The organism is Erythrobacter neustonensis (genome assembly GCF_001663175.1).
Lineage (GTDB): Bacteria > Pseudomonadota > Alphaproteobacteria > Sphingomonadales > Sphingomonadaceae > Erythrobacter > Erythrobacter neustonensis.
On record NZ_CP016033.1, the window covers coordinates 2868977 to 2894899 of the forward strand.

General features: G+C 66.3%; 27 protein-coding genes. 18 read left to right on the top strand and 9 right to left on the bottom strand.

Annotated elements, in window-relative coordinates; genetic code table 11:
• Nucleotides 1-136: 136 nt before the first annotated feature.
• From aroA to A9D12_RS13350, 6 genes are all read left to right on the top strand, one after another.
• Nucleotides 137-1459, top strand: coding sequence for a 3-phosphoshikimate 1-carboxyvinyltransferase (gene aroA / locus A9D12_RS13325; protein ID WP_068352646.1), 1323 nt, complete (start codon nt 137-139; stop codon nt 1457-1459).
• Nucleotides 1456-1719 carry a CBU_0592 family membrane protein gene (locus A9D12_RS13330; protein WP_068352648.1) on the top strand — a complete coding sequence of 88 codons (264 nt, stop codon included), beginning with the start codon at nt 1456-1458 and terminating at the stop codon, nt 1717-1719. Before aroA ends, A9D12_RS13330 begins: the two co-directional genes overlap by 4 nt.
• Nucleotides 1716-2342 (top strand): (d)CMP kinase, encoded by a 627-nt coding sequence (locus tag A9D12_RS13335; RefSeq protein WP_068354537.1) that lies wholly within the window; start codon nt 1716-1718, stop codon nt 2340-2342. The genes A9D12_RS13330 and A9D12_RS13335 overlap by 4 nt, the downstream gene beginning before the upstream one ends.
• 392 nt (nt 2343-2734) lie before the next feature.
• Complete coding sequence (rpsA, locus tag A9D12_RS13340; protein WP_418251564.1) at nt 2735-4429, top strand: 30S ribosomal protein S1; 1695 nt, start codon at nt 2735-2737, stop codon at nt 4427-4429.
• Between the two features lie 114 nt (nt 4430-4543).
• A complete protein-coding gene (gene gloB, locus A9D12_RS13345; RefSeq protein ID WP_068352652.1) occupies nt 4544-5299 on the top strand; it encodes a hydroxyacylglutathione hydrolase in 756 nt (251 codons plus the stop codon).
• Nucleotides 5300-5303: 4 nt separating this feature from the next.
• Entirely contained in the window at nt 5304-6284 is a 981-nt protein-coding gene (locus tag A9D12_RS13350) for an NADPH:quinone oxidoreductase family protein (protein ID WP_068352654.1), read from the top strand.
• Nucleotides 6285-6349: 65 nt separating this feature from the next.
• On the opposite strand, the gene A9D12_RS13355 is transcribed toward A9D12_RS13350, so the two are convergent.
• From A9D12_RS13355 to A9D12_RS13390, 8 genes are all read right to left on the bottom strand, one after another.
• Nucleotides 6350-6886 carry a F0F1 ATP synthase subunit B family protein gene (locus tag A9D12_RS13355; protein ID WP_068352656.1) on the bottom strand — a complete coding sequence of 179 codons (537 nt, stop codon included), beginning with the start codon at nt 6884-6886 and terminating at the stop codon, nt 6350-6352.
• Entirely contained in the window at nt 6879-7373 is a 495-nt protein-coding gene (locus A9D12_RS13360) for a F0F1 ATP synthase subunit B family protein (RefSeq protein WP_068352660.1), read from the bottom strand. Before A9D12_RS13360 ends, A9D12_RS13355 begins: the two co-directional genes overlap by 8 nt.
• Before the next feature lie 89 nt (nt 7374-7462).
• A complete protein-coding gene (locus A9D12_RS13365) occupies nt 7463-7687 on the bottom strand; it encodes a F0F1 ATP synthase subunit C (protein WP_068352662.1) in 225 nt (74 codons plus the stop codon).
• A 62-nt stretch (nt 7688-7749) separates the two neighbouring features.
• The gene (locus A9D12_RS13370; protein WP_068354540.1) at nt 7750-8511 is read right to left on the bottom strand and encodes a F0F1 ATP synthase subunit A; all 762 of its coding nucleotides are present in this window, start codon (nt 8509-8511) and stop codon (nt 7750-7752) included.
• A gap of 103 nt (nt 8512-8614) precedes the next feature.
• A complete protein-coding gene (locus A9D12_RS13375) occupies nt 8615-8962 on the bottom strand; it encodes an AtpZ/AtpI family protein (RefSeq protein WP_068352663.1) in 348 nt (115 codons plus the stop codon).
• Between the two features lie 160 nt (nt 8963-9122).
• Nucleotides 9123-9509 (bottom strand): YdbL family probable chaperone protein, encoded by a 387-nt coding sequence (locus A9D12_RS13380; RefSeq protein ID WP_082925565.1) that lies wholly within the window; start codon nt 9507-9509, stop codon nt 9123-9125.
• Nucleotides 9510-9537: 28 nt separating this feature from the next.
• A complete protein-coding gene (locus tag A9D12_RS13385; RefSeq protein WP_068354545.1) occupies nt 9538-9711 on the bottom strand; it encodes a YnbE family lipoprotein in 174 nt (57 codons plus the stop codon).
• A 125-nt stretch (nt 9712-9836) separates the two neighbouring features.
• Complete coding sequence (locus A9D12_RS13390; protein ID WP_068352664.1) at nt 9837-13037, bottom strand: intermembrane phospholipid transport protein YdbH family protein; 3201 nt, start codon at nt 13035-13037, stop codon at nt 9837-9839.
• A 74-nt stretch (nt 13038-13111) separates the two neighbouring features.
• On the opposite strand from A9D12_RS13390, the gene radC reads away from it, so the two are divergent.
• The 12 genes from radC (at nt 13112) to A9D12_RS13450 (ending at nt 23981) form a co-directional block, all read left to right on the top strand.
• Complete coding sequence (radC, locus tag A9D12_RS13395; RefSeq protein ID WP_068354548.1) at nt 13112-13846, top strand: RadC family protein; 735 nt, start codon at nt 13112-13114, stop codon at nt 13844-13846.
• 3 nt (nt 13847-13849) lie between these two features.
• The gene (locus A9D12_RS13400) at nt 13850-15772 is read left to right on the top strand and encodes an acyltransferase family protein (RefSeq protein ID WP_068352666.1); all 1923 of its coding nucleotides are present in this window, start codon (nt 13850-13852) and stop codon (nt 15770-15772) included.
• Between the two features lie 59 nt (nt 15773-15831).
• Nucleotides 15832-17142, top strand: coding sequence for an adenylosuccinate lyase (gene purB, locus A9D12_RS13405; RefSeq protein WP_068352669.1), 1311 nt, complete (start codon nt 15832-15834; stop codon nt 17140-17142).
• Between the two features lie 75 nt (nt 17143-17217).
• Nucleotides 17218-17631 carry a LapA family protein gene (locus A9D12_RS13410; protein ID WP_068352672.1) on the top strand — a complete coding sequence of 138 codons (414 nt, stop codon included), beginning with the start codon at nt 17218-17220 and terminating at the stop codon, nt 17629-17631.
• Nucleotides 17628-18314 (top strand): orotidine-5'-phosphate decarboxylase, encoded by a 687-nt coding sequence (gene pyrF / locus A9D12_RS13415; protein WP_068352675.1) that lies wholly within the window; start codon nt 17628-17630, stop codon nt 18312-18314. The genes A9D12_RS13410 and pyrF overlap by 4 nt, the downstream gene beginning before the upstream one ends.
• Entirely contained in the window at nt 18311-18817 is a 507-nt protein-coding gene (locus A9D12_RS13420; protein ID WP_197489829.1) for a GNAT family N-acetyltransferase, read from the top strand. The genes pyrF and A9D12_RS13420 overlap by 4 nt, the downstream gene beginning before the upstream one ends.
• A gap of 11 nt (nt 18818-18828) precedes the next feature.
• A complete protein-coding gene (locus A9D12_RS13425; RefSeq protein WP_068352677.1) occupies nt 18829-19458 on the top strand; it encodes a phosphoribosylanthranilate isomerase in 630 nt (209 codons plus the stop codon).
• Nucleotides 19455-20669, top strand: coding sequence for a tryptophan synthase subunit beta (gene trpB / locus A9D12_RS13430; RefSeq protein ID WP_068352678.1), 1215 nt, complete (start codon nt 19455-19457; stop codon nt 20667-20669). Before A9D12_RS13425 ends, trpB begins: the two co-directional genes overlap by 4 nt.
• On the top strand, nt 20666-21022 hold the full coding sequence (locus A9D12_RS13435) for a hypothetical protein (RefSeq protein WP_156522890.1): 357 nt from the start codon (nt 20666-20668) through the stop codon (nt 21020-21022). Before trpB ends, A9D12_RS13435 begins: the two co-directional genes overlap by 4 nt.
• Nucleotides 21019-21804, top strand: coding sequence for a tryptophan synthase subunit alpha (gene trpA, locus A9D12_RS13440; RefSeq protein ID WP_068352685.1), 786 nt, complete (start codon nt 21019-21021; stop codon nt 21802-21804). Before A9D12_RS13435 ends, trpA begins: the two co-directional genes overlap by 4 nt.
• Nucleotides 21805-21809: 5 nt before the next feature.
• Nucleotides 21810-22661 (top strand): acetyl-CoA carboxylase, carboxyltransferase subunit beta, encoded by an 852-nt coding sequence (gene accD, locus A9D12_RS13445; protein ID WP_068352688.1) that lies wholly within the window; start codon nt 21810-21812, stop codon nt 22659-22661.
• A 9-nt stretch (nt 22662-22670) separates the two neighbouring features.
• Nucleotides 22671-23981 carry a bifunctional folylpolyglutamate synthase/dihydrofolate synthase gene (locus A9D12_RS13450; protein WP_068352698.1) on the top strand — a complete coding sequence of 437 codons (1311 nt, stop codon included), beginning with the start codon at nt 22671-22673 and terminating at the stop codon, nt 23979-23981.
• Nucleotides 23982-24135: 154 nt separating this feature from the next.
• Here A9D12_RS13450 and A9D12_RS13455 read toward each other — a convergent pair whose 3' ends face one another.
• The gene (locus tag A9D12_RS13455; RefSeq protein WP_068352701.1) at nt 24136-25848 is read right to left on the bottom strand and encodes an AmpG family muropeptide MFS transporter; all 1713 of its coding nucleotides are present in this window, start codon (nt 25846-25848) and stop codon (nt 24136-24138) included.
• Nucleotides 25849-25923 lie beyond the last annotated feature (75 nt).

Sequence of the window (25923 nt, forward strand, 5' to 3'; positions counted from 1 at the left end):
CGGGCCGAACAGCTGCAAATCGGTGGGCGGATTGATCGCAAAACTTGGGTTCCGGCAAGCGCTTTATCAAGAGCCCGGCGGTCAAACGCGGCGCGCCTTGCCAGAAGCGCGGGGCGCTGTCAAAGACCGGCGCCTTATGACGAGCCACACTTTTGCAGCCGCCGGCCCCTTGCGCGGCACGATCCGCGTGCCGGGCGACAAGTCGATCAGCCACCGATCGCTGATGTTTGCCGGCCTTGCGGTCGGACGCAGCCGGATCACCGGATTGCTCGAGGGCGAAGACGTGCTCGCAACCGCCGCGGCGATGCGGGCGTTCGGCGCGCAGATCGCGCGCGAAGGCGACGGGACGTGGGTGGTCGACGGGGTCGGTGTGGGCAGCCTGCTCGAACCCGCTCAGGCGCTCGACATGGGCAATTCGGGCACGTCGACACGGTTGCTCATGGGTCTGGTTGCGAGCCACGCGATCACCGCCACCTTCACCGGCGACGCCAGCCTTTCGGGCCGTCCGATGAAGCGCGTGATCGATCCCTTGTCGTTGATGGGCGCATCATTCGAGGCGAGCGCGGGCGGCACCCTGCCCCTCATGCTGCGCGGTGCCAGCCCCGCCGTGCCGATCACCTACCGCCTCCCCGTCGCCAGCGCGCAGGTCAAAAGCGCGGTGCTGCTGGCCGGGCTCAACACGCCCGGCATCACCCGCGTGATCGAGCCGGTCGCGACCCGCGATCATACCGAGCGGATGCTCACCGGTTTCGGCGCAAAACTCGAAGTGGGCGAGGAAGGCGGCGAAACCGTGATCGCGATCCACGGCGAGGCCGACCTCAAGCCGATGGACGTGGTGGTGCCGGGTGATCCGTCGTCGGCGGCCTTCTTCATGGTCGCGGCCAGCATCGTTCCGGGCAGCGACCTCACGATCCTCAATGTCGGCCTCAACCCCACCCGCGCAGGATTGCTGCAGGTGCTGCGCCAGATGGGCGCGGATATTGCGGAAGTGAACCCGCGCGAGGTTGGCGGGGAGCCGGTGGCGGACCTGCGCGTGCGCCATGCGCCGCTGACCGGGATCGATGTCGATCCGGCCATCGCGCCTGCGATGATCGACGAGTTTCCGGTGCTGTTCGTTGCCGCCGCACTTGCCCAAGGCACTACGCGAACCACGGGCCTCGAAGAACTGCGCGTCAAGGAAAGCGATCGGCTCGCCGCGATGGCCGCCGCGTTGACGCTGGCAGGCGCGCGGGTCGAGGAACACGACGACGGCCTGACGATCCATGGCACCGGCGGCGAGCCGCTGTCCGGCACGCCGGCGGGCGCAGATGTTGCGACCCGCCTCGACCACCGCATCGCGATGAGCATGGCGGTGGCAGGCCTCGTCAGCCGCAGCGGCGTAAGCATCGACGACACCAGCCCGATCAACACCAGCTTCCCCACCTTCATGGGCCTGATGGCCGAGGCATCCGCGGCATGACCATCCCGATGGACTGGCCCAGCCTCGTCGGCTTTGCCGGCACCGCGTGCATCATTGCCGCCTATGCCTATCTGACGCTGGCCAAGCAGACCAATCCCTATGTGCTGCACAGCACCAACCTTTTGGGCGCGGCGTTGCTGACGGTATCGCTGATCTACCACACCAACTGGGCCAGCCTTGTGCTCGAATTCTTCTGGGCGGCGATTGCACTGACCGGGCTGGTGCGCGCGTGGCTGACGCGCGGGAAGGATGCGACGTGATCATCGCGGTCGATGGCCCCACTGCGAGCGGCAAGGGCACCATCGCCAAGGCGCTTGCGGCGCATTTCGGGCTGCCGCTGCTCGATACCGGCCTGCTTTACCGCGCGGTCGGGCGCCAGGTGGAGCTGGCCGGCGGCAATCCGGACGATCCGGCAACCGCACTTGCCGCGTGCAATTTTCCCCCTGCCCTGCTCAATGACGACAGCCTGCGCACCGAGGCAGCGGGCGGTTATGCCAGCCGCGTGTCGGTGCATCCCGAAGTGCGCGAGGCGCTCTATCAGCGCCAGCGCGCCTTTGCGCTGCAACCGGGCGGCGCGGTGCTCGACGGGCGCGATATCGGCACCGTGATCGCGCCCGAGGCCGAGGTGAAGCTCTACATAACCGCCAGCGTCGCCGCGCGCGCGCACCGGCGCTGGCTGGAGATGACGGGCCGCGGGCTCGATGTGGCGCTGGCCGATATCGAACGCGATATCGCGGCGCGCGATGCGCGCGACATGGGCCGCGCCGATGCCCCGCTCAAGGCTGCGCCTGACGCGCTCGTGCTCGACACCACCCATTTCGCACGCGAAGCGGCGATCGAGGCCGCGATCAAAGCGGTAGAGGCGCGAGCGGCTGCGCACTGATTGCTTTCCTACCCGCTAATATGGCGCAACACTTGCGCCCGTGAACAATGCCCCTGCCCCCGCCCCGTTTGCGCGCCATTTGACGGCACCCGTTTGGCGGAAGACTTTTCCTGTTCAGGACACTGTCTCATGTGTCTCCAACACAGCGCGCACCGAAGGGCGCAAAGGGCGAAATGCCTTGCCTTTTGCCCCGCTTTCGCCTAGGCGCGCCCGGTTCAATCCGATCATCATGGTTTGAAAGAACCTGCACGTCAGCATGGGGCTGCGCGCAGAAGTCTGCCTCTTGCCCCGCCAGCCTGCGCAATCGTGCACGGGAAGCGGTGAAAGACCCCGGAAAAACCGGCGGCCGGTAGCACAACGAAACAGGACCTCGTTCCACTATGGCAAGTCAAATGCCCACCCGCGCTGATTTCGAAGCGCTCCTCAACGAACAGCTCGGCGGCGCCGGCGACGAAGGCTTCGAAGGCCGCGTCGTCAAGGGCACCGTCACCGCGATCGAAAACGGCTTTGCCGTGATCGACGTCGGCCTCAAGAGCGAAGGCCGCATCTCCCTCAAGGAATTCTCGCGCGGCGAAGACGACCACGGCCTGACCGTTGGCGGCGAAGTCGAAGTCTTCGTTGACCGCGTCGAAAACGCCGACGGCGAAGCCATGCTGTCGCGTGACCGCGCCCGCCGCGAAGCTGCTTGGGACAAGCTCGAAAACGAATTCGGCGAAGGCAAGCGCGTCGAAGGCCGCATCTTCGGCCGCGTCAAGGGCGGCTTCACCGTCGACCTCGACGGCGCCGTCGCGTTCCTCCCCGGCAGCCAAGTCGACATCCGCCCCGTGCGCGACGTCACCCCGCTGATGGACGTGCCGCAGCCCTTCCAGATCCTCAAGATGGATCGTCGCCGCGGCAACATCGTGGTCTCGCGCCGTGCGGTTCTCGAAGAAACCCGCGCCGAACAGCGCAGCGAACTGATCAACGATCTGGTCGAAGGCCAGGTGATCGACGGCGTCGTCAAGAACATCACCGACTACGGTGCGTTCGTCGACCTCGGCGGCATCGACGGCCTGCTGCATGTCACCGACATGAGCTACAAGCGCGTCAACCACCCCAGCGAAGTGATCGCCATCGGCGACACCGTGAAGGTGCAGATCGTCCGCATCAACGCCGAAACGCAGCGCATCAGCCTTGGCATGAAGCAGCTTGAAAGCGATCCGTGGGATGGCGTTGCCGCCAAGTACCCGGTCGGCATGAAGCTGACGGGCCAGGTGACCAACATCACCGAATACGGCGCCTTCGTCGAACTGGAAGCAGGCATCGAAGGCCTCGTCCACGTCAGCGAAATGAGCTGGACCAAGAAGAACGTCCACCCGGGCAAGATCGTCTCGACCTCGCAGGAAGTCGACGTGATGGTGCTCGAAGTCGACAGCGACAAGCGCCGCATCAGCCTCGGTTTGAAGCAGGCCCAGCGCAATCCGTGGGACGAGTTCGCCGAGAAGCACCCGGTCGGCACCGAAGTCGAAGGCGAAGTCAAGAACGCCACCGAGTTCGGCCTGTTCATCGGTCTCGATGGCGACGTCGACGGCATGGTCCACATGTCGGACATCGCCTGGGGCATCTCGGGCGAGGACGCGCTGGCGCTTCACCGCAAGGGCGAAATGGTCAAGGCGATCGTGCTCGATGTCGATGTCGACAAGGAGCGCATCAGCCTCGGCATGAAGCAGCTCGAAAAGGGTGCACCTTCGGCTGAAGGCGCGACCAGCGGCGGTTCGCTTCGCAAGAACCAGACCGTCACCGTCACCGTGCTCGAAGTCCGCGATGGCGGCCTCGAAGTGCAGGTTGGCGAAGACGGCGCGACCGGCTTCATCAAGCGTTCGGATCTCGGCCGCGACCGTGACGAGCAGCGTCCTGACCGTTTCCAGGTCGGCAGCAAGCTCGACGCGATGGTGATCGGCTTCGACCGTTCGAAGAAGCCCAACTTCTCGATCAAGGCGCGTCAGATCGCCGAAGAAAAGGAAGCGGTTGCACAGTTCGGTTCGTCGGATTCGGGCGCCTCGCTCGGCGACATCCTTGGCGCCGCGCTCAAGAAGGGTAGCGAATAAGGATCGGCGGGGCGCTCGCCTTCCCGGTGAGCGCCGCCGACCAGACAGGAAGGCCCGCCTGCCCCGTGCAGGCGGGCCTTTCCTATTGGAAGCAGCGTGGGTAGGATCGCAGGCATGATCCATGTTCACCAGTTCCCCTGCCTCAGCGACAATTACGGCTATCTTGTCCATGACACGGACAGCCATGAAACCGTGGCAATCGATACGCCCGATGGCGGCGAGTATCTGCGCCAGGCCGAACTGAAAGGCTGGCGGATCACGCAAGTCTGGAACACGCACTGGCACCCCGATCACGCGGGCGGCAACGCGGCGATCAAGGCCGCGACCGACTGCACGATCACCGCACCCGCCGAGGTTCAGGGCCGCTTTCCTGTCGACCGGGTTGTGGTCCACGGCGACACCGCGACAATCGGCGCAGCCGAAGCGCGCGTGATCGACGTGTCGGGCCACACCAACGGCCACATCGCCTTCCACCTTCCCGGCGCGGGCATCGCCTTCGTCGGCGATTCAGTGTTCGCGCTGGGCTGCGGACGGATGTTCGAAGGCGAGCCTGCACAATTCTGGGCAAGCCTCTCGCGGATCAAGGCGCTCCCGCCCGAAACGCAGCTTTATTGCGCCCACGAATACACCGCATCGAATGCGAAGTTCGCGCTTCACGCCGATCCCGATAACGCCGCATTGCAGGCCTACGCGGCGGATATCGCAGCCAAGCGCGCGAATGGCGAATGGACCGTGCCCACCACGCTCGAACGCGAGCTGGCGACCAATCCTTTCCTGCGCGCCGATGAGCCTTCGCTGATGGCGCGGTGGGGCGGGAACACCCCGGAGGAGACCTTCGCCGCGCTGCGCGCTGCCAAGGACAGTTTCTGACGCGATGCAGGCGCTGAGGGTCGATCATCTGTCGGGGGATCTGTCAGGCGTCAGCCTCGCCGACATTCCCACCCCGGCCCGCGCTCCGGGCGAGGTTCTGGTTCGTGTGCGCGCCGCATCGCTCAATTTCCCCGACCTGTTGATGACCCGCGGGGATTATCAGTTCAAACCGCAAGCGCCCTTCACCTCCGGACTCGAATTTGCCGGTGAGGTGATCGAAGCCGACGCGGACAGCGGCTTTGCCCCCGGTGACCGCGTGATGGGCGGCAACAAGACCGGCGCCTTTGCCGAATGTGCGAGCGTCCCTGCGGGCAAGCTGTCGCCAATGCCTGCAGGCATGGACTTTCCCGCCGCAGCGGCGCTGGGTGCCGCCTATTCGACCGCGTTCACCGGCCTCGTCGAACTGGGCGCTTTGCAGGAAGGCCAATGGGTGCTGGTCCACGGGGCAAGTGGGGGCGTAGGTCTGGCGGCCTGCGATCTCGCCCGCGCCTTGGGCGCCAGAGTGATCGCGACGACCGGATCGCTTGCCAAATCGGAACGGATCGCCGCGCTGACCGGGGCTGATGCCGTCATCGAAGCAGCGGGAAGATTTCGCGAACAGGTTGCCGATCTCACCGGCGGCGCGCTTGCGGACATCGTGTTCGATCCGGTCGGCGGGGATGTGTTCGACGAATCGACCCGCTGTGTTGCTTTTGCGGGCAAGCTGATCGTGGTCGGTTTCACCAGCGGGCGGATCGCCGAGGTGTCCACCAATATTCCGCTGATCAAGGGGTTCAGCATCATCGGCCTTCGCGCGGGCGAGTATGCGCGCCGGCTGCCCGAACGCGGGCGCGTGATCCAGCGTGCGATTGCCCGATTGGCAGAGAGCGGCGCGATCGCTCCTGCCATCGATCGCACCCTGCCCCTCTCGCGCTGGCGCGAAGCGTTCGGCGCGATGGCCAATCGCGAACTGGTGGGCAAAGTCGTGCTGGTGCCGGGCGCGTGATCCGCAAACAAAAAGGGCGGCCCCGAAAGGCCGCCCTCTTGAGTACGTCGGATGATCTGAACCGATCAGAGCGAGGCGATCACCTCATCCGCCAGGCGGCGATCGGCAGCGCTGTCATGCGAGCGGGCGATCAGCACCTTGGACGCGGCCGCCGCAGCGGTCACCGCGCGAGCCTTGACCTCGGCCACCGCAGCGCGTTCGGCGGCGGCGATCTTGTCTTCGGCCATCTTCTGGCGGCGCGCGACCATCGCATCGCTGTCAGCTTCGGCCTTGGCGAGGATCGCTTCGGCCTCGTTGCGCGCTCCGGCCAGCATCGCTTCTGCGTCTTTCTCGGCCGAAGCGATCTTGGCGGCATATTCCGCGCGCAGGCCTTCGGCTTCGGCGCGGAGCGTCTTGGCTTCATCGAGCGCGGCGCGGATTGCCGCGATCTTGTTGTCGAGCCCGCCGGTGATGATCCCGGGAACCTTCTTCCACACGAACACGGCGAGCAGCACGCTCATCGCGAGCGCGACCCACTGGTAGGTGTCGATCCCGAAAACACTCGGCTCGGCATGCGCCGCTTCGGCACCGGCCGCAGCAAGCAGGGTCACAATATCAGCCATGCGCCATGACCTCCTTGACCGCAGCCTGAGCGGCGGCGGGTTCGACATCGGCGCCGGCCACGCGCGCGACGATGTCACGTGCGGCTTCGGCGGCAACGCCTTCGATTTCGGCCATCGCGCTGTTGCGGGCCGCAGCGATGCCTGCTTCGGCTTCGGCGAGACGCGCATCGAGACGCGCCTGCACCTCGGCAAGCTTGGCCGCGTTGGCCGCTGCTGCCTTGGCCTTGGCTTCCCCGATCACACCCTGGGCCGCGGCCCGGTTGGCGTTTTCGCGGCTGCGCCAGGCGTCTTCGTCGCTGTTGGCAGCGTCGCGCGCAGCCTGGGCTGCGGCGAGGTCGCCGGCGATCTGGCCGTCACGCATCTCGACCGTGCCGAGGATCTTGGGCACCATTCCAAGGCCGACCACCACGAAGGTGAGGCCGAAGAACACCAGCAGCCAGAACACCTGACTGGTCAGGAATTCCGAGATTTGTTCGATCTGAGGCATGATAAACCTTTAGCCGGAACGCCATTGAGCCCACCTGCCGGACATGCAGGGAACACTCCCCCGCGCTGCCCGGCAGGCGTACGATCTTCTTAGTTGAAGATCAGCAGAACGGCGATCACGAAGGCCAGCAGGCCGAGAAGTTCGGCAGCCGCGAAGCCGATGAACAGGCGACCCTGCTGGCCGTCGGCAGCACCCGGATTGCGCAGCGCGCCTTCGAGGAACGAGGCGAACACGTTGCCCACGCCGAGCGCGGCAAGGCCAGCGCCAATCGCCGCGAGACCGGCACCGAGAAGAGCTGCAGCTTGTGCGTCCATGGTATTAAACTCCGTTCAAATTCTGATTGTTGTCGATGGTAGTGAAGAAAGCCGCGAAGCTCTCAGTGAAGGTTTTCCGCGTCGTTGATGTACAGCGACGTAAGCAGTGCGAAGACGTAGGCCTGAATGCCTGCAACGAGGATTTCAAGCGCGCTGATCGCGACCATCAGGATGAAGCTCGGCACGCCGACCAGCACACCGAGGCCCGCGCCCGCGCTGCCGCCGGCGATCACGAAGCTCGCCAGCACCTTAAGCAGCACGTGCCCGGCCATCATCGCGACGAACAGACGCAGCGCGAGGCTGAAGGGCCGGACCATGAAGGACACGAGTTCGATCAGGCTGATCGGCGCTGCCAGAAACACCGGCGTGTTCGAGGGCCAGAACAGCGAGAAGAAGTGGAAACCATGCTTCCAGAAGCCGACGATCAGCACGATCGCGAAGCTCATGATCGCCAGCACACCGGTGGCGGTGAAGTGGCTGGTGAAGGTGAAGGCATGCACGTGCGGGATCAGCCCGAGCGGCACCAACCCCAGCAGGTTGCCGAACAGGATGAACATGAACAGCGTGAAGATATAAGGCACATACTTGCGCCCTGCCTTGCCGACATTGGCTTCGAGCAGGTCATCGATGAACCCGGTCATCGTTTCGACCGCCATCTGCCAGCGGCCCGGGACGAGCGAACGCTTCATGCCCCCGGCGACGAACAGGGTCACCAGGAGAGCGGTCACCGCCATCCACAGCGCGGAATTGGTGAACGCGATGCCAAATCCGTCGGCCAGTTGCCAATCGGCGCCCGCGATGGGCTCGATTGTGAACTGCTTCATCGGATCGACCTTGCCTTCTTCGGCTGCCACGATCGAAAGATCCTCAAATGTTTCACGTGAAACACGCCCGGAAAGGCGGGTCTGGAGGGGGTCTGGAAGGGGTCTAACCCCCCTCGACATCGCTCCTGGCCGCATCTTCGGGGCGCGTTTTCGCGCTCTGAACAATGGTTCTGAAAGCCGAAGCCGTTCCGAGGAACAACCCTGCCAACAGGCCCCAGGGCGCAATGTCGAACAATGCGTCAACCGCAAAGCCGATCACCAGACCGCCGATAATCCCCCCAAGAAGGCTGGCCAAGGCGCGGTTGCCGCTGCGATAATTCGCATCGACACCCTTCACCTGCGACCGGCTGCGTTGCTCTTCGCGCTCGCGTGCGACTGCAAGCCGCGCTTCGAGCGCGTCGATCCGCGCATCCTCGTGAATGGGTTCTCGGGCAGGTTTCTCGTCACTCATGGCTTGGTCCTTAAACGCAAGGACAGGCCACATGCAACAAGGTGCCCGCCGAGGGCGCCGCCCCCTTAGAAGGGGGGCAGTTTGGTGTCAACATCACGCGGCCCAGAGTTTTGTGCAGGTGCGAATTGTTTTGCACCGTTCGCCCCGCTCCGCGCGGCGATCAGGGGCAGCGCGGATCGCGGGTCGGCGCGGCGCCGGTGCGGGTCTGCCACGTGCCGTCGGGGGCACGGTATTTTTCGCCCGGCTCGGTGCGCATGATGAGTTCGCAGCCCGCGGTCAGCGCATAGGCTTCGAGCGTCTGCTTCTTTTCCTTGGCGCGTTCGGCATAGGTCGCGCGGCGCTTGATATTGATGTCGTCGACCAGCCGTTGCAGCGCGGGCGTCGCGATGCCGACGATCCCGAGGTAACCATCGGGCTGTTCGCCCACCTGCGCGGCGGCGCGCGCGGCGGCATAGGCGGGGTCGCGCTGCTGCTGTGCCAGCACCGGCCCCGCTGCGATCCCGATTGCGGCCAGCCCGGTCAGGGCGATCATTGCGGTCTTGTGCATCTTGCCTACTCCTGTCCCCGGCGCATCATCAGAAGATGTCGGGATTGTCCTCGATCGTGTTCGCCGCATCCTCGGCCAACGCCAGCACCACATCGGCCCTGATGTTGATATCGAGCTGGATCACGATCGGCTTGTCGGGGGCGGTCACATTGATGCACCCGGCAAGCAGCGCCAATCCGGCCAATGCAGCGATTGCCTTCACCCTGTTCCCCCTTTGCGCGATCGGACCTGTGCGGGTCTTCGCATTGCCGGGGGTCGGGGTCAATTTGACTGGTGGCATGGCAGAGCATCGCTTTCTGAAGGTTGAATGAGAAGGTGCCGGCGCGTTCACGGCACATCGGGTGCATTGGGATCGGGCGTGGCCGGCGCAGCGGCATCGGCGCGGGCGCGTTCGCGCGCGGCTTTCAATTTTTCGACCTGGCTGCGCACCTGGCTGTCCTCGAACAGGTCGAGCCAGGTTTCCGCCCCGCCCAGCCCGCGCGCGATCATCGCCAGCTGGCTGAAATTCTGCGAGCGGACGTTGATCCGGAACTGGATCGGCAACTTGGCAAGGCGGCGGGTGATGAAGTTCTGGCTGGTGCCCGCACCCTGCCGGATGCCGTCGAAATTGAAGCTGGTGACGATCTCCCCGGCCAGATCCCCGCCCAGCGTCACGTTCATTTCGCGGTAGTCGAGCGATCGGAGCGCGGAAAAGGCATAATTGCCCATCGCGCCGAGATTCTCATACGCCAGATCGCCCAGATAGGCGATATTGCCCCCGCCGGGCCGCGCGGTCAGCAGCCCGCCTTCGATCCGGCCGTTGCCATTGGCATCGAACACGATCGGCACGGTCCCGTCGAACACCCCGGTCGCCGACAGATTGGCAAGCTCCATCTGCGCCACGAAGGTCGCGGCATCGAGCCCTTCGATATCGAACACGTAGCGGCGCTCTTCCGGGCGGCTGAAATCCATTACCAAGGGCCGCATCGTCAGCGTGCCGCCCATGAAGGGGAAGCGCGCATCCTCCAGCGTCAATCGGTTGCGGTCGGCGAGCTCGAACTGGACAGTGCCGTCGAGCACCTCGATCCCCGGGTTGATTGCGCCGATCGTAAGTCGCTGGTCGGGCGCGGTGGTGAGGTTGAGCAGATCGGTGAACACCACCGTCCCCTTGACCCCGCGCACCGGGCCGAAGGCGGCGGCAAAATCGAACCCGTCGCTGGCGAAGCGTCCGCTGCTGGTGATTGCGCCGTCCGCCCAGTCGATCCGCCCCTCGCCCGAGACCGTGCCATCGGCAAAGGCGATCACGCCCTTGGCAAGGTCCGACAGATCCTCGGGCTGCAGGCGGCGGTCGAACAACAGGCCGGGGACGGTCAGCTGCGCGCCGCCGGTGGATGATGCGAGCGTGTGGCGAATCGCGACCTCGGCCACCAGCCGGCCTGATTCGCGGTGGCGCAGCAAGGCATCGGCGGTGATCCGGCCATCGGCGAGCGTCAGCTGCGCAGCATCCGCGGCAAGCGGCTTGAACCGCGCTTCGCCTTCGGCCGGCCGGTCAGACAACGTGAAGGCGGCATCGTCGATTCGCAAGGCGCCATTGGCAAAGCGCCAGCCGCCCGCGATGGTATCGAGATCGAACGGCACTGCTGCCAGCCGCGCGGTGCCGCCGGTGAAACTGCCTTGCGGCACTGCGCCGAGCCGGCCGGTCAGGCTTGCGGCGGAGATCCGCACCTCGCTGTCGCCGGTGCCGATCCGTGCGGCAACATCGGCCAGCATGAAGGGCGCAGGATAGCGCAGGCTGAGGCTGCGCGCGGACAGGCTTGCCGGGCTGTCGCCCAGCGTGCCGTTCAGCTCCACCGCATCGCTGCGCGCGGCAAGCCGCAGGCCGGAATCGTAAGCGAGCATCGGGCCGCGCCCTTCGGGGCACAGCGTGATTGCATCATTCGCCAGCGTCAGCCCCGACAGCGACAATTGCGCAAAACGGATCGGGGTGCAGCGCGTCCCCAGCATCAGGCCCGCATCGTGCGACCAGCGCCCTTCCAGCGGCAAGGCGAGATCGCGCACCATCCCGCCGGGCAGCACCCCGCTCGCCGCGGCCTGCCCGGCAAAGCGGATCGCGCCATCGGGCGCTGCGGTCAGCGTCAGGCGCGGAATTGCGAGGCGATTGGGCCCGGCGGCGTAATCGGCCATGCTCAGCCGCGCGGTCCATCCCCCGCCGCGGCTTTGCGCAATCCGGCCGTTGATCGCGGGCAGCCCTTCCCCGCCTGCCACCAGGCTGCCACCAAGCCCGCGGACCGCGCCGCCTTCCCATGCCGCATTGAGGCGCGACAGCGCGAGCACCCGCACGCCGCGGCGGCTCGACAGGGTGGCTTGCGGCACCACCAGCGAGGCAGAGCTACCCTTGTGACGAATGATCGCCTCGCCGCGCAGGCTGCTGCCGGTCAGCGCGCTCGACAAGGCGGTGCGCGCACGCGCCAGCAGCGGGGCGGCAAGCGTGCCGCCGGCCGAGCGTTCGAGCGCGGCGAGGCTGGCCGAAAAGTCGCTCGCCGGCGCCAATCCGGCGGCGCGAAAACCGCCCTCCCACTGCCCGCTCGATCCGTCCTGCGCGCCGCGCCAGTTGCCATCTAGCGCGAGCCGGGCAAGGCGGCCTTGCGAGGCGGCGATCCCGGTCAGCGCGAGTTCGTGGCCCAGCGCGATCCGCCCTTGCGACCAGCCGAGTTGCGCGTTTCCGCCGATCCCTGCCGCGCGCACGCCGGCAACCTGCGCGCCGCTTGCGCGCACCGCGAAATCGGCATCGGCGGCGGCAAGATCGGGACCGATGCGAAGCCTGGTCCCCACATCCGCGCGCGCCAGCCGTGCGCCCCCGCAGGCAAGGTCGGCAAGGCGCAGCGGCCCATCGAGCGACGGCGCGCCGCCCTCCGTCGTCAACGTGCCATAAAGCGTTGCATTCCCCGCGCGGCAGGCCGCCGTGCCGATCCCCGGCGCGCTCGCCGCAAGCGTTCCGGCAAAGCCATCGTCGAGCCGCCCCGCCCCTTCCAGCTTGATCCCGACCCGGCCGTAATCGCTTTCGACCAGAGCGCGGGCATCGCGGATTACGACATCGAGTGCCGGCAGAGCGGGCGCTGCATCGCTGCCGGTGAACAGCAGCGGATCGAGCTTGCCGAGGCTGAACACCCCGCCCTGCAGCGTCGCAAAGGCGCGCGCGCCATCGACTGTCACCCGGCGCACATGCGGCCCCTGCCAGCCCACGCCGATATCGATCACCATCCGGCGCACGGTCAGATCGGGGCGCGCTGGATCGCCCACCACGAGATTTTCGATCACTTGGCGCGAAGGTGTCAGGCTGACGATACGGTAGGCTGCGGGCACGCCGCGGGCGCCAAGATAATCGTCGATCGCATCGCCCGCGATTCGTTCGCGGCTGATCCACGCGCCTGCGACCGCCATCAGTGCGACACCCGACAGCCCGAGCATGACACGGCGGCGCCAGCGGCGTGTGCCGGGCGCATTGCCGCCATGCGACACTTCCAAGTCCTCGCCATCTCTCGGGCCCATCGTCTCCGCCACTTGCGCGCATCATCGACCAAAGGCAATGAGTGTGCTTTGCCAATGCTTTCCCGGAGGTCGCCTTGCCGGAAGCTGAAGACCGTTTCGATTTCCTCGATGATGCCGTGCCCGATTGGGATGCGGGCAAGGCCGCCGGCGAAGGCCACCGCGCGCGGTTGCGCACCCGGTTGTTGACCGGCGGGGCCGAGGCGCTGGCCGATTACGAAGTGCTCGAATACCTCCTGTTCGCAGCGATCCCGCGCGGCAACACCAAGCCGATCGCCAAAGCGTTGCTGGCACAATACGGCAGCCTTGCCGGCGTGCTCAATGCCGATCCCAAGGCGCTGCAACGCACCAAGGGCGTGGGCGAGAATTCCGCCGCCGGATTGCGGGCGGTCGCTCTGGCCGCGCGGCGCATGGCGCGGGGCGAGATTATCGGCAAGCCCGTGCTCGCCAGTTGGCAGGCACTGATCGATTATCTCACCACCGACATGGCGCATCTGACGGTTGAACGCGTGCGGGTGCTCTATCTCGACACCAGAAACCGCCTGATCGAGGATCACCACGTCGGCGACGGCAGCATAGACGAGGCCGCGATCCATCCGCGCGAAGTGATCCGCCGTGCGCTGGACGTGGGCGCGACCGCGATGATCCTGGTCCACAACCATCCCAGCGGCTCGCCCGAACCCAGTCGCGCCGATATCCAGATCACCCAGCGCATCGCCGAAGCCGGGCGGCACATGGGCGTGACGGTCCACGATCATGTGATCATCGGACGCGAAGGCCACACCAGCCTGCGCGCCAAGGGACTGATCTGACCCATGACACGGCTTGCCAGCCCCGCGCGGCTGGATCATCGCCCCGAGATCGACGGGCTGCGCGCCGTCGCGATTGCCTCGGTGGTGATCGGCCACGCCTTGCCCGCGTGGTTGCCGGGCGGGTTTGCCGGGGTCGACATCTTCTTCGTCATCAGCGGCTATCTGATCACTGCGATCATTGCGGGCGAGCTTGCGGCGGGGCGCTTCGGCCTTAGGCAATTCTGGCAGCGCCGCATCCGCCGGATCGTCCCGGCGCTTGCGGTGATGCTGTGGGTGACGGCAATCGCCGCCTGGGCGATCCTTACGCCCAATGAGTTCGTCCAGTTTTCCAAGAGCCTTGTGGCGGCCGCGCTGTTCGGGCCGAATCTGCTGTTCGCCCGCGATGTCGATTATTTCGCGACTGCGGCGGGATATGCGCCGCTGATCCACACATGGACGCTGGGGGTGGAAGAACAGTTCTATCTGGTGTTCCCGGTGTTGATGCTGGCGCTGTTCCGGTGGCGGCGGCGCGCCGTAGTGGTGGCGGTTGCGGCAATCACTCTGGCGAGTTTCGCGCTGGCAGTGTGGCACGCACCGCGCTGGCCGCTGGGGGCGTTCTATCTGCTGCCGACGCGGATGTGGGAGCTTGGTCTTGGCGCGCTGTGCGCGCTCGTCCCGCTGCCGCGGCATCCGCACGGGCTCATCGCAGCGCTGGGTCTGGCGCTGATTGCGGCAGGCTTTGGCCTGATCGGCCCCGGCACCCCGGCGGCCGGCGCGTGGTTCCTGCTGCCGACGCTGGGGGCAGTGCTGGTGATCCGCCACGCGCATCGCGGAACGCTGGCGGGCCGGATGCTGGGACTGCGCGGGGTGGCCGGCCTCGGGCTTGTCTCTTTCGGCACTTACCTGTGGCATCAGCCGCTGCTGGCGCTGGGCGATTACCTGTGGTTTGGCGGTCTGCCGGTTGCCGCGCGCGGCGCGCTGATCGTGGTGGCGGTCGGGCTTGGCGCCGCGTCCTATCGCTGGATCGAGCAGCCGGTGCGCCGCCGCAAGGTTCTCAAACGCGGCGCGCCCTTGATGCTCGCCGCGATATTCGCGCTGGCGGTGCCGGCAGCGCTGGGGGCGGCAGGCTTTGCCGGTTGGCTGTTGCCCGCCAGCGGGCCAGCGGCAGTGCGGATGGACGGGCTGAAACCGCCGCTTGCCAATATCCCCGTCATCATCCCGCCCCGGGGCAAGCTTGAATTCGTGCTCTACGGCGATAGCCACGCGGCGCAATATTACCCCGCATTGGCCGAGCGGTTCGGACCCGGCGCGCTGATCAGCCAATCGGGCTGCCTTGCCGCGGACAACCTGCGCAACAATCCGCCGGACTGGAAATACTCCGCCGATTGCGATGCCCTGCCCGGACAATTGGCCGACGTGCTGCAAGACCGCGGCGTGCGCACGGTGATCTGGGCGCAGCGGTGGGAGCGCACGCTCTATCGCGAGGGATCGGGCGAGGCGATCGGATCGACCACCGAAGCGCGCGGCGCGGCGCTGTTGCTCGCCGCGCTCCGCCGAATGAAGACGCGACTGCCGCAAGACACGCGAATCGTGCTCGTCGGCAATTCGCCCACCGCATGGGCAGCGGGCGAGCAATACGCCGAGGGCTGGCTGCGATGCCGCGCCCCGCTCAATACCGATTGCCCGATGGGCTATCCCGCTGCCTTGGCCGAGGGCCGCGCTATCAGTGCGCAGCTCAAAGCCTTTGCCGCCGCGACCCCCGGATTTGCCTATATCGATCCCGCGACGAGCCTGTGCGGCCCGGCGCAATGCTGGTTCGTGCAGGACGGAACGCTCAACTATTGGGACGGCAGCCACATGACGTTGTCGGCCGCGCGCCGGGTGGCAGAATCGATCGATCCGGCGCTTGTCCCGCAGGCGTCGCGCATGCAGGCGACCTTGCCTTGACCGGCCCCCTTCCCTAGGCGCGGCTGCAACACGTCCGCGCCTGACAACTGGAGTCGAACATGGTCCCCCGTTACGCCCGCCCCGCGATGACTGCACTGTGGGAGCCGGAAGCAAAATACCGCATCTGGTTCGAGATCGAAGCGCACGCGACGCAGAAGCTTGCCGATCTGGGCGTGGTGCCGCAGTCCGCGGCGAAGGCGCTGTGGGACTGGTGGGCCACGAACCCCGCTATCGATGTTGCCGCGATCGACGCGATCGAAGCGGTGACCAAGCATGATGTGATCGCCTTCCTCGACTGGGTCGCGCGCGAAGTGGGCGAGGAAGCGCGCTTCATGCACCAAGGCATGACCTCTTCCGATGTGCTCGACACGACACTGTCGGTGCAACTGGCGCGGGCGAGCGACATCCTGCTGGCCGATCTCGACGCGCTGCTCGCCGCGATCCGGACCCGCGCCGAAGAACACAAATACACCCCCACCATCGGCCGCAGCCACGGCATCCATGCCGAGCCTGTGACCTTCGGGCTGAAGCTCGCTGAAGCCTATGCCGAGTTCGCACGCTGCCGCAACCGGCTGATCGCAGCGCGCGCCGAAATCGCGACCTGCGCGATCAGCGGCGCGGTGGGGACGTTTGCCAATGTCGATCCCGCGGTCGAGGAATATGTCGCCCAGAAGCTGGGATTGGCGGTTGAGCCCGTGTCGACGCAGGTGATCCCGCGCGATCGCCATGCGATGTTCTTTGCCACGCTGGGCGTCATCGCCAGTTCGATCGAGCGGGTCGCGGTCGAAATCCGCCACCTGCAACGCACCGAAGTGCTCGAGGCGGAAGAATATTTCTCGCCCGGTCAGAAGGGGTCGAGCGCGATGCCGCACAAGCGCAATCCGATCCTCACCGAAAACCTCACGGGCCTTGCGCGCGTGGTGCGCGCGGCTGTCACCCCCGCGCTGGAGAACGTCGCGCTGTGGCACGAGCGCGATATCTCGCACTCTTCGGTCGAACGCTACATCGGGCCCGATGCGACGATCACGCTCGACTTCGCGCTCGCGCGGCTGACCGGGGTGATCGACAAGCTGCTGGTCTATCCTGCACGCATGGAAAAGAACATGAACCGGATGGGCGGCCTCATCCATTCGCAGCGCGTGCTGCTGGCGCTGACGCAGGCGGGCCTGACGCGCGACGAAAGCTACCGGCTGGTTCAGCGCAACGCGATGAAGGTGTGGGAATCGGATGGCGACCTGTCGCTGCTTGACCTGCTCAAGGCCGATGCCGATGTCACCGCCGCGCTGACGCCGTCACAGCTCGATGAGAAGTTCGATCTGGCCTATCACTTCAAGCACGTCGACACGATCTTCGCCCGCGTCTTCGGATAGGCGCAAGGCGCGCGGCTGGACACGCCGCGCGTTTTGCCTAGTTTCGTAGCCGGGCCAAGTGGAGAACTCCCCCTCGTGAAGATCCTTCGCACCATCATCCTTGTTCTGCTCGCCATCGCGTTCCTGATCTTTGCGATCTACAACTGGGAGCCGGTCGAACTGGCCCTGTGGCAGAACCTCGTACTGGAAACCAAGGTGCCGATGCTGGTGCTGCTCGCCTTCCTCGCGGGCTTCGTGCCGATGTGGGCGCTGCATCGCAGCGTGGTCTGGAACCAGAACCGCCGCATCCGCGCGCTCGAAACCTCGCTCAAGAATTCGGCGCTGTCGCATCGCAGCGATGGGACCGTGGTCAGCAACACGGCCTTCGCGTCGGACAGCCCTGTGGAAAAATCCGGCAAAACCGGTGGAGACAGCGCCGACAGCTTTGCAAGCCATGATGCAGGGGACACCGGCGACGGCGGCTCTGGCGATGGAGGAGGCGGCGAATGAGCAATCCGATCTATCTGGCGCTCGATGTTCCGCAGCTCGAACCGGCCAAGGCGCTGCTTCAAAAGGTCAAGGCGCATATCGGCGGGGTAAAGCTGGGCCTCGAATTCTTCTGCGCGCACGGCGCGCACGGCGTGCACGAGATCGCGCACATGGGCCTGCCGATTTTCCTCGACCTCAAGTTCCACGACATCCCCAACACCGTAGCCAAGGCGATGCAGGCGATCCACGTGCATGAACCTGCAATCGTGACCGTCCACGCCACCGGCGGGCGCGCGATGATGGAGGATGCCAAGGCGGCGGCCGCAGAAGGTTGCAAGGTGGTCGCGGTGACGATGCTGACCAGTCTCGACACCAATGATCTGACTGCCACGGGCGTCTATGGCAGCGCCGAAACGCAGGTGATGCGGCTCGCCGAACTGGCGCACGAAGCTGGGCTCGACGGGATCGTGTGTTCGGGACAGGAAGTCGCGATGGTGCGCAAGGCATGGCGCGACGGGTTCTTCGTCGTCCCCGGCCTGCGTCCCACCGGCGCAAAGAACGGCGGCGGAGCGGGCGACCAGAAACGCGTCGTCACCCCGCGCGCCGCGCGCGACAGCGGCGCGAGCGTGCTGGTGATCGGCCGCCCGATCAGCCGCGCCGACGACCCTGTCGCTGCCGCCCGCGCAATCGAGGCGACGCTTTGATCCGCATCGCCGCGGCAACTCTGGCCGACGCACCTGCGCTTAAAGACCTGCTCGAAACCGCCTATCGCGGCGATTCGGCGCGGGCCGGCTGGAATCACGAGGCCGATATCCTCGACGATGAGCGCATCGGTGCTGACGAGCTTGCCGCACTGCTCTGCGATCCGGCGGTTACGATCCTGACCGCGCGCGAAGGCGAAAACCTCATCGGTTGCGTCGCGGTGACGCGCAAACACGCTGGCCTTGCCTATCTCGGGATGCTGTGCGTGCGGCCGACGCTGCAATCTTCGGGCATTGGCCGGAAGCTGCTCGACGCGGCGGAAGACCTTGCCCAGCGGGAGGCGATCGCGGCGATGGAGATGACCGTGATCGACGGGCGCGATGCGTTGATCGCGTGGTATGAACGGCGCGGCTATGCCCGCACCGGCGAAACGCGGCCCTTCCCCGTGCTGCGCGATCCGCCGATTACCTTCGTGGTGCTGGAAAAGCCGCTCGTGCGCGCCTAAGTGCGCTCGCGATGCCGACGCTTGTCAAGATTTGCGGGATTTCCACGAGCGAAACGCTCGCCGCCGCGATTCGTTCGGGCGCGAGCCATGTCGGCTTTGTCCATTTCGCCAAAAGCCCGCGCCATCTGGCGCTTGGCGCAATCGCGATGCTGCGGCGGCAGGTGCCCGATCATGTGAAAGCCGTTTTGCTGCTGGTGAACCCCGACGCGCCGTTGCTGGACGAAGCCGTGCGCATTGTCGCGCCCGATGTGGTCCAGTTTCACGGCGGCGAAAGTCCCGAAACGCTCGTCCGCTTCCGCGCCGAAACCGGGATTGAGGCGTGGCGCGCGATGGCGGTGAAGGATGCGCCGAGCCTTGCCGAAGTTGCCGCCTTCCGGGGCGCGGCGGATCGCGTGCTGCTCGATGCGCCAGCCTCCGCGCTGCCCGGCGGAAACGGCACCCGTTTCGACTGGAGCCTGCTTGCAGGATGGCAGGCACCGCTGGCTTGGGGGCTCGCCGGCGGGCTCACCCCCGCCAATGTCGCCGAGGCGATCCGGCTGACCGGCGCGCCTCTGGTGGATACTTCCTCGGGGGTCGAGCGTTCCCCCGGTATCAAGGACGTGGACAAGATCGCGGCCTTCTGCAAAGCGACCCGGATATGAACACACCTCTCAATTCCTTCCGCAACCAGCCTGACGACCGCGGCCATTTCGGCCAGTTCGGCGGGCGCTATGTCGCCGAGACGCTGATGCCGCTGGTGCTCGATCTCGAGCGCGAATACCGGAAAGCGCAGGCCGATCCGGCGTTTCAGGCCGAGTTCGACGACCTGCTCGAACATTACGTGGGCCGCCCCTCGCCGCTCTATTTCGCGCCGCGACTGACCGAGGAATTGGGCGGCGCGCAGGTGTGGTTCAAGCGCGACGAATTGAATCACACCGGCGCGCACAAGATCAACAACTGCATCGGCCAGATCCTGCTCGCGATCCGGATGGGCAAGACCCGCATCATCGCCGAAACCGGCGCGGGGCAACACGGCGTCGCCACCGCGACGGTGTGCGCGCGCTTCGGCCTGCCTTGCGTGATCTACATGGGCGCCGAGGACGTGAAGCGGCAATCGCCCAACGTCTTCCGCATGAAGCTGCTGGGCGCCGAAGTCGTGCCGGTCACCAGCGGCGGCGCGACCTTGAAGGACGCGATGAACGAGGGCCTGCGCGATTGGGTCGCGAATGTACACGACACTTTCTACATCATTGGCACCGCAGCCGGCCCGCACCCCTACCCCGAGCTGGTGCGCGATTTCCAGAGCGTGATCGGCAAGGAAGCGCGTGCGCAGCTGCTCGAGCGCACCGGACGCCTGCCCGATCTGCTGGTGGCGGCAATCGGCGGCGGATCGAATGCGCTGGGGCTGTTCCATCCCTTCCTCGATGATCCGAGCGTGAAGATGCTCGGCGTGGAAGCGGCGGGCCACGGCCTCGACGGCAACGAGCACGCCGCGAGCCTGCTGGGCGGCGTTCCCGGCGTGCTGCACGGCAACCGCACCTATCTGCTGCAGGACGAGGACGGCCAGATCACCGAAGGCCACTCAATCAGCGCTGGCCTCGACTACCCCGGCATCGGGCCGGAGCACGCGTGGCTCAAGGAAAGCGGCCGCGTCGATTACACCGCAGTCACCGACGAGGAGGCTTTGGACGCCTTCCAGCTGCTGTGCGCGACCGAGGGGATCATCCCCGCCCTCGAACCCTCGCACGCTATTGCAGCGGTGAAGAAGGTTGCGCCGACGATGCCGAAAGACAGCATCATCCTCGCCAACCTGTGCGGGCGCGGCGACAAGGACATCTTCACAGTGGCTGAGAGGCTCGGAGTCGAACTTTGAAGGCAGCCGGCTGGATCCTCACTTGCCTTGGCTTCGCTTTGGCGTTCGTGTGGAATTTCCTTGCGCAGGATAATGTCGGTCTGATGGCAGTCAGCGCTCTCCTGATATTTGCCGGGATGTTGCTGCTTGCCGTCAATGCCACGATGCGAATGTCACGCGGGGAACTCCGGCTTCGGCCTATCGAGGCTGTCAAACGATGGCCGATCATTTTTCTGGTGATGGTGGGGGTGTACGCCTTGGCCCATGTCATCTTTCCGGAAATGGAAATTCGCTGGACTGAAACACTGATCAAATGCTCCATCGCTTCTTTGGCGATGGCGCTCTACTTCAGCGCATATCGAAAGCTTGCATGACCCGCCTCTCAACCACCTTCGCCGCCCCCCGCCCCGCGCTCGTCTGCTTCATCACCGCAGGCGACGGGGACACCGCGGCCAATCTCGATGCGCTGGTCGAAGCCGGTGCGGATGTGATCGAGCTCGGCATGCCCTTCACCGATCCCATGGCCGATGGCCCCGCGATCCAGAGCGCCAACCTGCGCAGCCTCGGCGCGGGCACGACCACGGCGGACGTGCTGCACTACGCCACGGAATTCCGCGTCCGGCACCCCAACGTGCCTCTGGTGCTGATGGGCTATGCCAACCCGATGGTCCGCCGCGGTCCCGAGTGGTTCGCCGAAGCCGCTGCCGCCGCTGGCGTTGACGGCGTCATCTGCGTCGACATTCCGCCCGAGGAGGACGACGCGCTCGGCCCGGCCCTGCGGGCCAAGGGCATCGCCCCGATCCGCCTCGCCACCCCCACCACCGACGCCGCGCGCCTGCCGCACGTGCTCGCAGGCTCGCAAGGTTTCCTCTACTACGTCTCGGTCGCCGGAATCACCGGCAAGCAGCAGGCGCAGATCGCCAGCATCGAAGCCAATGTCGCGCGGATCAAGCAAGCGACCGACATCCCCGTCGCGGTCGGCTTCGGCGTGCGCACGCCCGAGCAGGCCGCCGACATCGCGCGCGTTGCCGATGGCGTTGTCGTCGGCTCGGCGCTGGTGGAAATCTGCGCCGAGTATGGCGCCAATGCGCCCGCCAAGCTAAAGGAGCTGACCGCGGCTCTCGCTCACGCGGTCCACACCGCACGACAGGACTAACGCCCATGAACTGGTTCAACCGCGTCCGCAATTCGCTCGGCTTCTCGCCCGACAAGAAGACCACCGAGAAGGATCTGTGGATCAAGTGCCCCTCGTGCCAGGAGATGCTGTTCGTCGCGGATTACGAGGCGAACCTCTCGGTCTGCCCGAAGTGCGAGCATCACGGACGGATCGGTGCCGATGCGCGGCTGGCGCTGCTGCTCGATGCCGGGTTCGAGGTTTTGCCGCTGCCGCGCGTCACCGAAGACCCGCTGCAGTTCAAGGACACCAAGAAATACACCGACCGCCTCAAGGCCGCGCGCGCCGCGAACCCGCATCATGATGCCTTCGTGGTCGGCTCGGGCCATATCGACGCCAAGCCTGCGGTGGTCGGAGTGCAGGATTTCAGCTTCATGGGCGGCTCGATGGGCATGGCCGTGGGTCAGGCCTTCTGCAACGGCGCGCAAAAGGCGCTGGATCGCGGCTGCGCCTATGTCGTGGTGACCGCGGCGGGCGGCGCGCGGATGCAGGAGGGCATCCTCAGCCTGATGCAGATGCCCCGCGCCACTGTGATGACGCGGCGGCTGAAGGCGGCGGGCCTGCCCTATATCGTCGTGCTGACCGATCCCACCACCGGCGGCGTGACCGCAAGCTACGCGATGCTCGGCGATATCCACATTGCCGAACCCGGCGCCCTGATCGGCTTTGCCGGCCAGCGCGTGATCCAGGACACGATCCGCGAACAGCTGCCCGAAGGTTTCCAGCGCGCCGAATATCTGCACAAGCACGGCATGGTCGACATGGTGGTGAATCGCCACGATCTGAAGGCTACGCTGGGCCAGGTGCTCGATTTCCTCAGCCCGGTGAAAGCGGCGTAACCGCATCCCATGCGTGACTTCGGCCGGTCGGACGACGCGCGCGTTCAGGCCCAGCTCGATCGCCTTGCCGCGCTGAGCCTGCCGCAAGGACGGCTTGGGCTGGAGACGATCGCTGCGCTGATGGAGCGGCTGGGCAACCCGCACCATCGCCTGCCCCCGGTGTTCCATGTCGCGGGCACCAACGGCAAGGGGTCGACCTGCGCCTTCCTGCGCGCGATGCTGGAGGCGCAGGGCTACCGCGTCCACGTCACCACCTCGCCCCACCTCGTGCGCTATAACGAGCGTATCCGCTTGGCGGGCGAATTGATCGACGATGCGCTGCTCGCCGAGGTGCTGGCCGAAGTGCTCGACGCAGGCGAAGACCTCGCCCCCAGCTTCTTCGAAGTCACCATCGCCGCCGCGTTCGTCGCCTTTGCCCGCGTGCCAGCGGATGCCTGCGTGGTCGAAGTCGGCCTTGGCGGGCGCTTCGATGCGACCAACGTGCTCGAACCCGAGGCGCTCGCCGCCTGCGGGATCGCGGCACTCGGCATCGATCACGAACGCTTCCTCCTCGCGCCCGAGGAGGGCGTGCCGGCCGAGCCGATGGCGCGGATCGCGTTCGAGAAGGCGGGCATCGCCAAACGCGGCGTTCCGCTGGTCAGCATTGCCCGCCCGCAGTTGGAGGCCGATACCATCGCCGCCGTGGCGCGCGAAAAAGGTGCGCCGCTGTTCGTGCAGGGCGAGGAATGGACCGCGTCCGAATTCGACGGCGGGCTCGGCTATGGCGACGCGACGCATGGCGACGGGGTCGATATCATGAACCTCGCCGCGCCTGCGCTGGCCGGCGCGCACCAGTTCCAGAACGCGGGCCTCGCGATCGCGATGCTGCGTCATCAGACCAAGATCCCGGTCGGCTTCGGGGCGTATTCGCTCGGTTTGCAGCAGGCGCGCTGGCCTGCACGGATGCAGCGGCTGTCGCCCGGCCCGCTGACGGGGCGGCGCGCGGTGTGGCTCGATGGCGGACACAACCCGCAGGCCGGTGCGATGGTCGGCGCGCATTTTGCGGGGCAGCGGCTCCACCTCATCATCGGGATGATCGAAGGCAAGGACCCGGCCTCGCTGATCGGCCCGCTCGCCGGCTCGCTTGCCAGCATCACCGCCGTCCCCGTGCCAGGACACGACTGGCACCCGGCCTCCGCCTTCGGCCCCGATGCGCGGGCCGCGCGCGATGTGCCGGCTGCGCTGGCGATGATCCCCGACGATGGCCTGCCGGTGCTGATCGCGGGCTCGCTCTACCTCGCGGGCGAAGTGCTGCGGCTGAACGGCGAACTGCCCGACTGAACGCGTCTGCCGCGCTGTAGGAGACACATGAGACAGTGTCCTGAAGCGAAAAACCCGGCCCCTGCACCGCCACCGTTGCAGCGATAGCAAAAAGGTGCGCGGGGATCATCATCCGCACAAGGTTGCCGCCAGAAACCGGGGTAGGAAAGCCGCTTCAGATCGCAGGCTCGGGCGGCGGCGCGTTTTCCGCGCGGCCCGAGCGGGCCTGCCGCACCCACTCGACCACGCACAGCACCACCGCAAATCCTCCGATGCCCGTGGTCAGCAGAAACACGTCGTAATAGCCGCGCTCCTCGATCATCTGGCCCAAGGCCGGGCGGCCCAGCGTGCCCACCAGCATCGTCAGCGAGGACAGAAGCGCATATTGCACCGCGCTGTATCCCTTGGCGACCACGCTGGAGAGGTAGGCGACGAAGGCTGCCCCCGCGATGCCGACCGCGATGTTTTCCGCGGCGATGGCGAGCATCAGGCGGCCCATCCGCTCCTCCGCGCCAAAGCCTGCGATCAGCGTGGTGAAACCGATCGCATCGCTGACCGCCTGCATCTGCGCGCCGCCCAGTGCTAGATCGGCATAGAGCAGGTTGGTCAGTGCCGCGATCACCGCGCCCAGTGTCAACGTGGTCATCCGGCCGATCACGGTCAGCAATGTGCCGCCCAGCGCAAGGCCGACAATCAACGCGCCCACACCGAAGAACTTCGACGCGATCGCGACCTCGTCCTTGGTGTATTGCAACTCGCCCAGATAGAACGGGTAGGCAAAGCTGCCCCAGATCGCGTCGGTGATCCGGTAGGTCAGCACCAGCGCGATCACCAGCACCGCGGCCCATTTCAGCCGCCCGATGATCTCGGCCAGCGGCAGGATCAGCGCGCGGTAACCGTGGTCGAGCGCGGTGCCCCAGCCGCTGCTCGCGGGCGCATCGGCGGCAAGCACGTGGCGGCCCCGCTTGCGCATCGCTTCGAGCCATCCCGCGATCAGCCCGGGGATTACCACGGTCGCGATCACGATCAGCGGCCCCATCTGGCTGACGAATTCGGTCGAATCCGGCCGCGTCTCGGGCGTTGCGGTCAGCGAGGCGATCATGAAGTCGAGCACGATGAACAGCGCCCAGCCCCATAGCAGCGCAACCGCGCCCAGCGCATAGGCCCGCACGCGCGGCACGATCTGGCCCGCCTGCCGCAGCGTGCCGAGGTTCGCGCGCTCGCTTTCCATCGCGGCAAGGCTGCGCTCAGCATCGGGCGCGAACAGGCCGAGGAAGCCGACGAACAGCAGGATGCCGCCCATGCTGGCGAACACGCTTGGCCAGCCTATGCGTTCAGCCATGAACAGCGCGAGCGCGCCGCCGACCAGTGCGGCAACACGGTAGCCCATCTGGAATACGGTCGAGAGGATGTCGATCGTCGCGACCTCGTCGGCCACATCGACCCGCCAGGCATCGATCACCACGTCCTGCGTCGCGCTGGCGAAAGCGCCGATCCCGGCGAGCAGCGAGAACACGCCCAGCGACGAGAGCGGATCGAGCAGCGACAGGATCACCAGGATCGCACCCAACAGCAATTGCGCGGTGACGATCCATTGCTTGCGCTTGCCCAGCCGCCTGAGGCCGGGGATGTCGACCCGGTCAAGCGCGGGCGACCACAGGAACTTGAAGGCATAGGCCAGCCCGATCAGCGAGAACACGCCCATCGTCTCGACATCGACCTCAGCGTCGCTCAGCCAGGCATAAAGCGTGCCCAACAAAAGGGCATAGGGCAGGCCGCTGGCAAAGCCAAACAGCAGGACATAGGCGGTCTTGTGATGGCGCAGCGCCGCCATCAGCGCGATCCAGCGCGACAGGCGTGTAGGCTTGGTGGTTGCGGCTTCAGCCATTGGCGATCCCATCTAGTCCGGCAGTTTTGCTCTGGCCCCGTTTCGTGGCACACTAGACGGGCATGAGAGGATGAG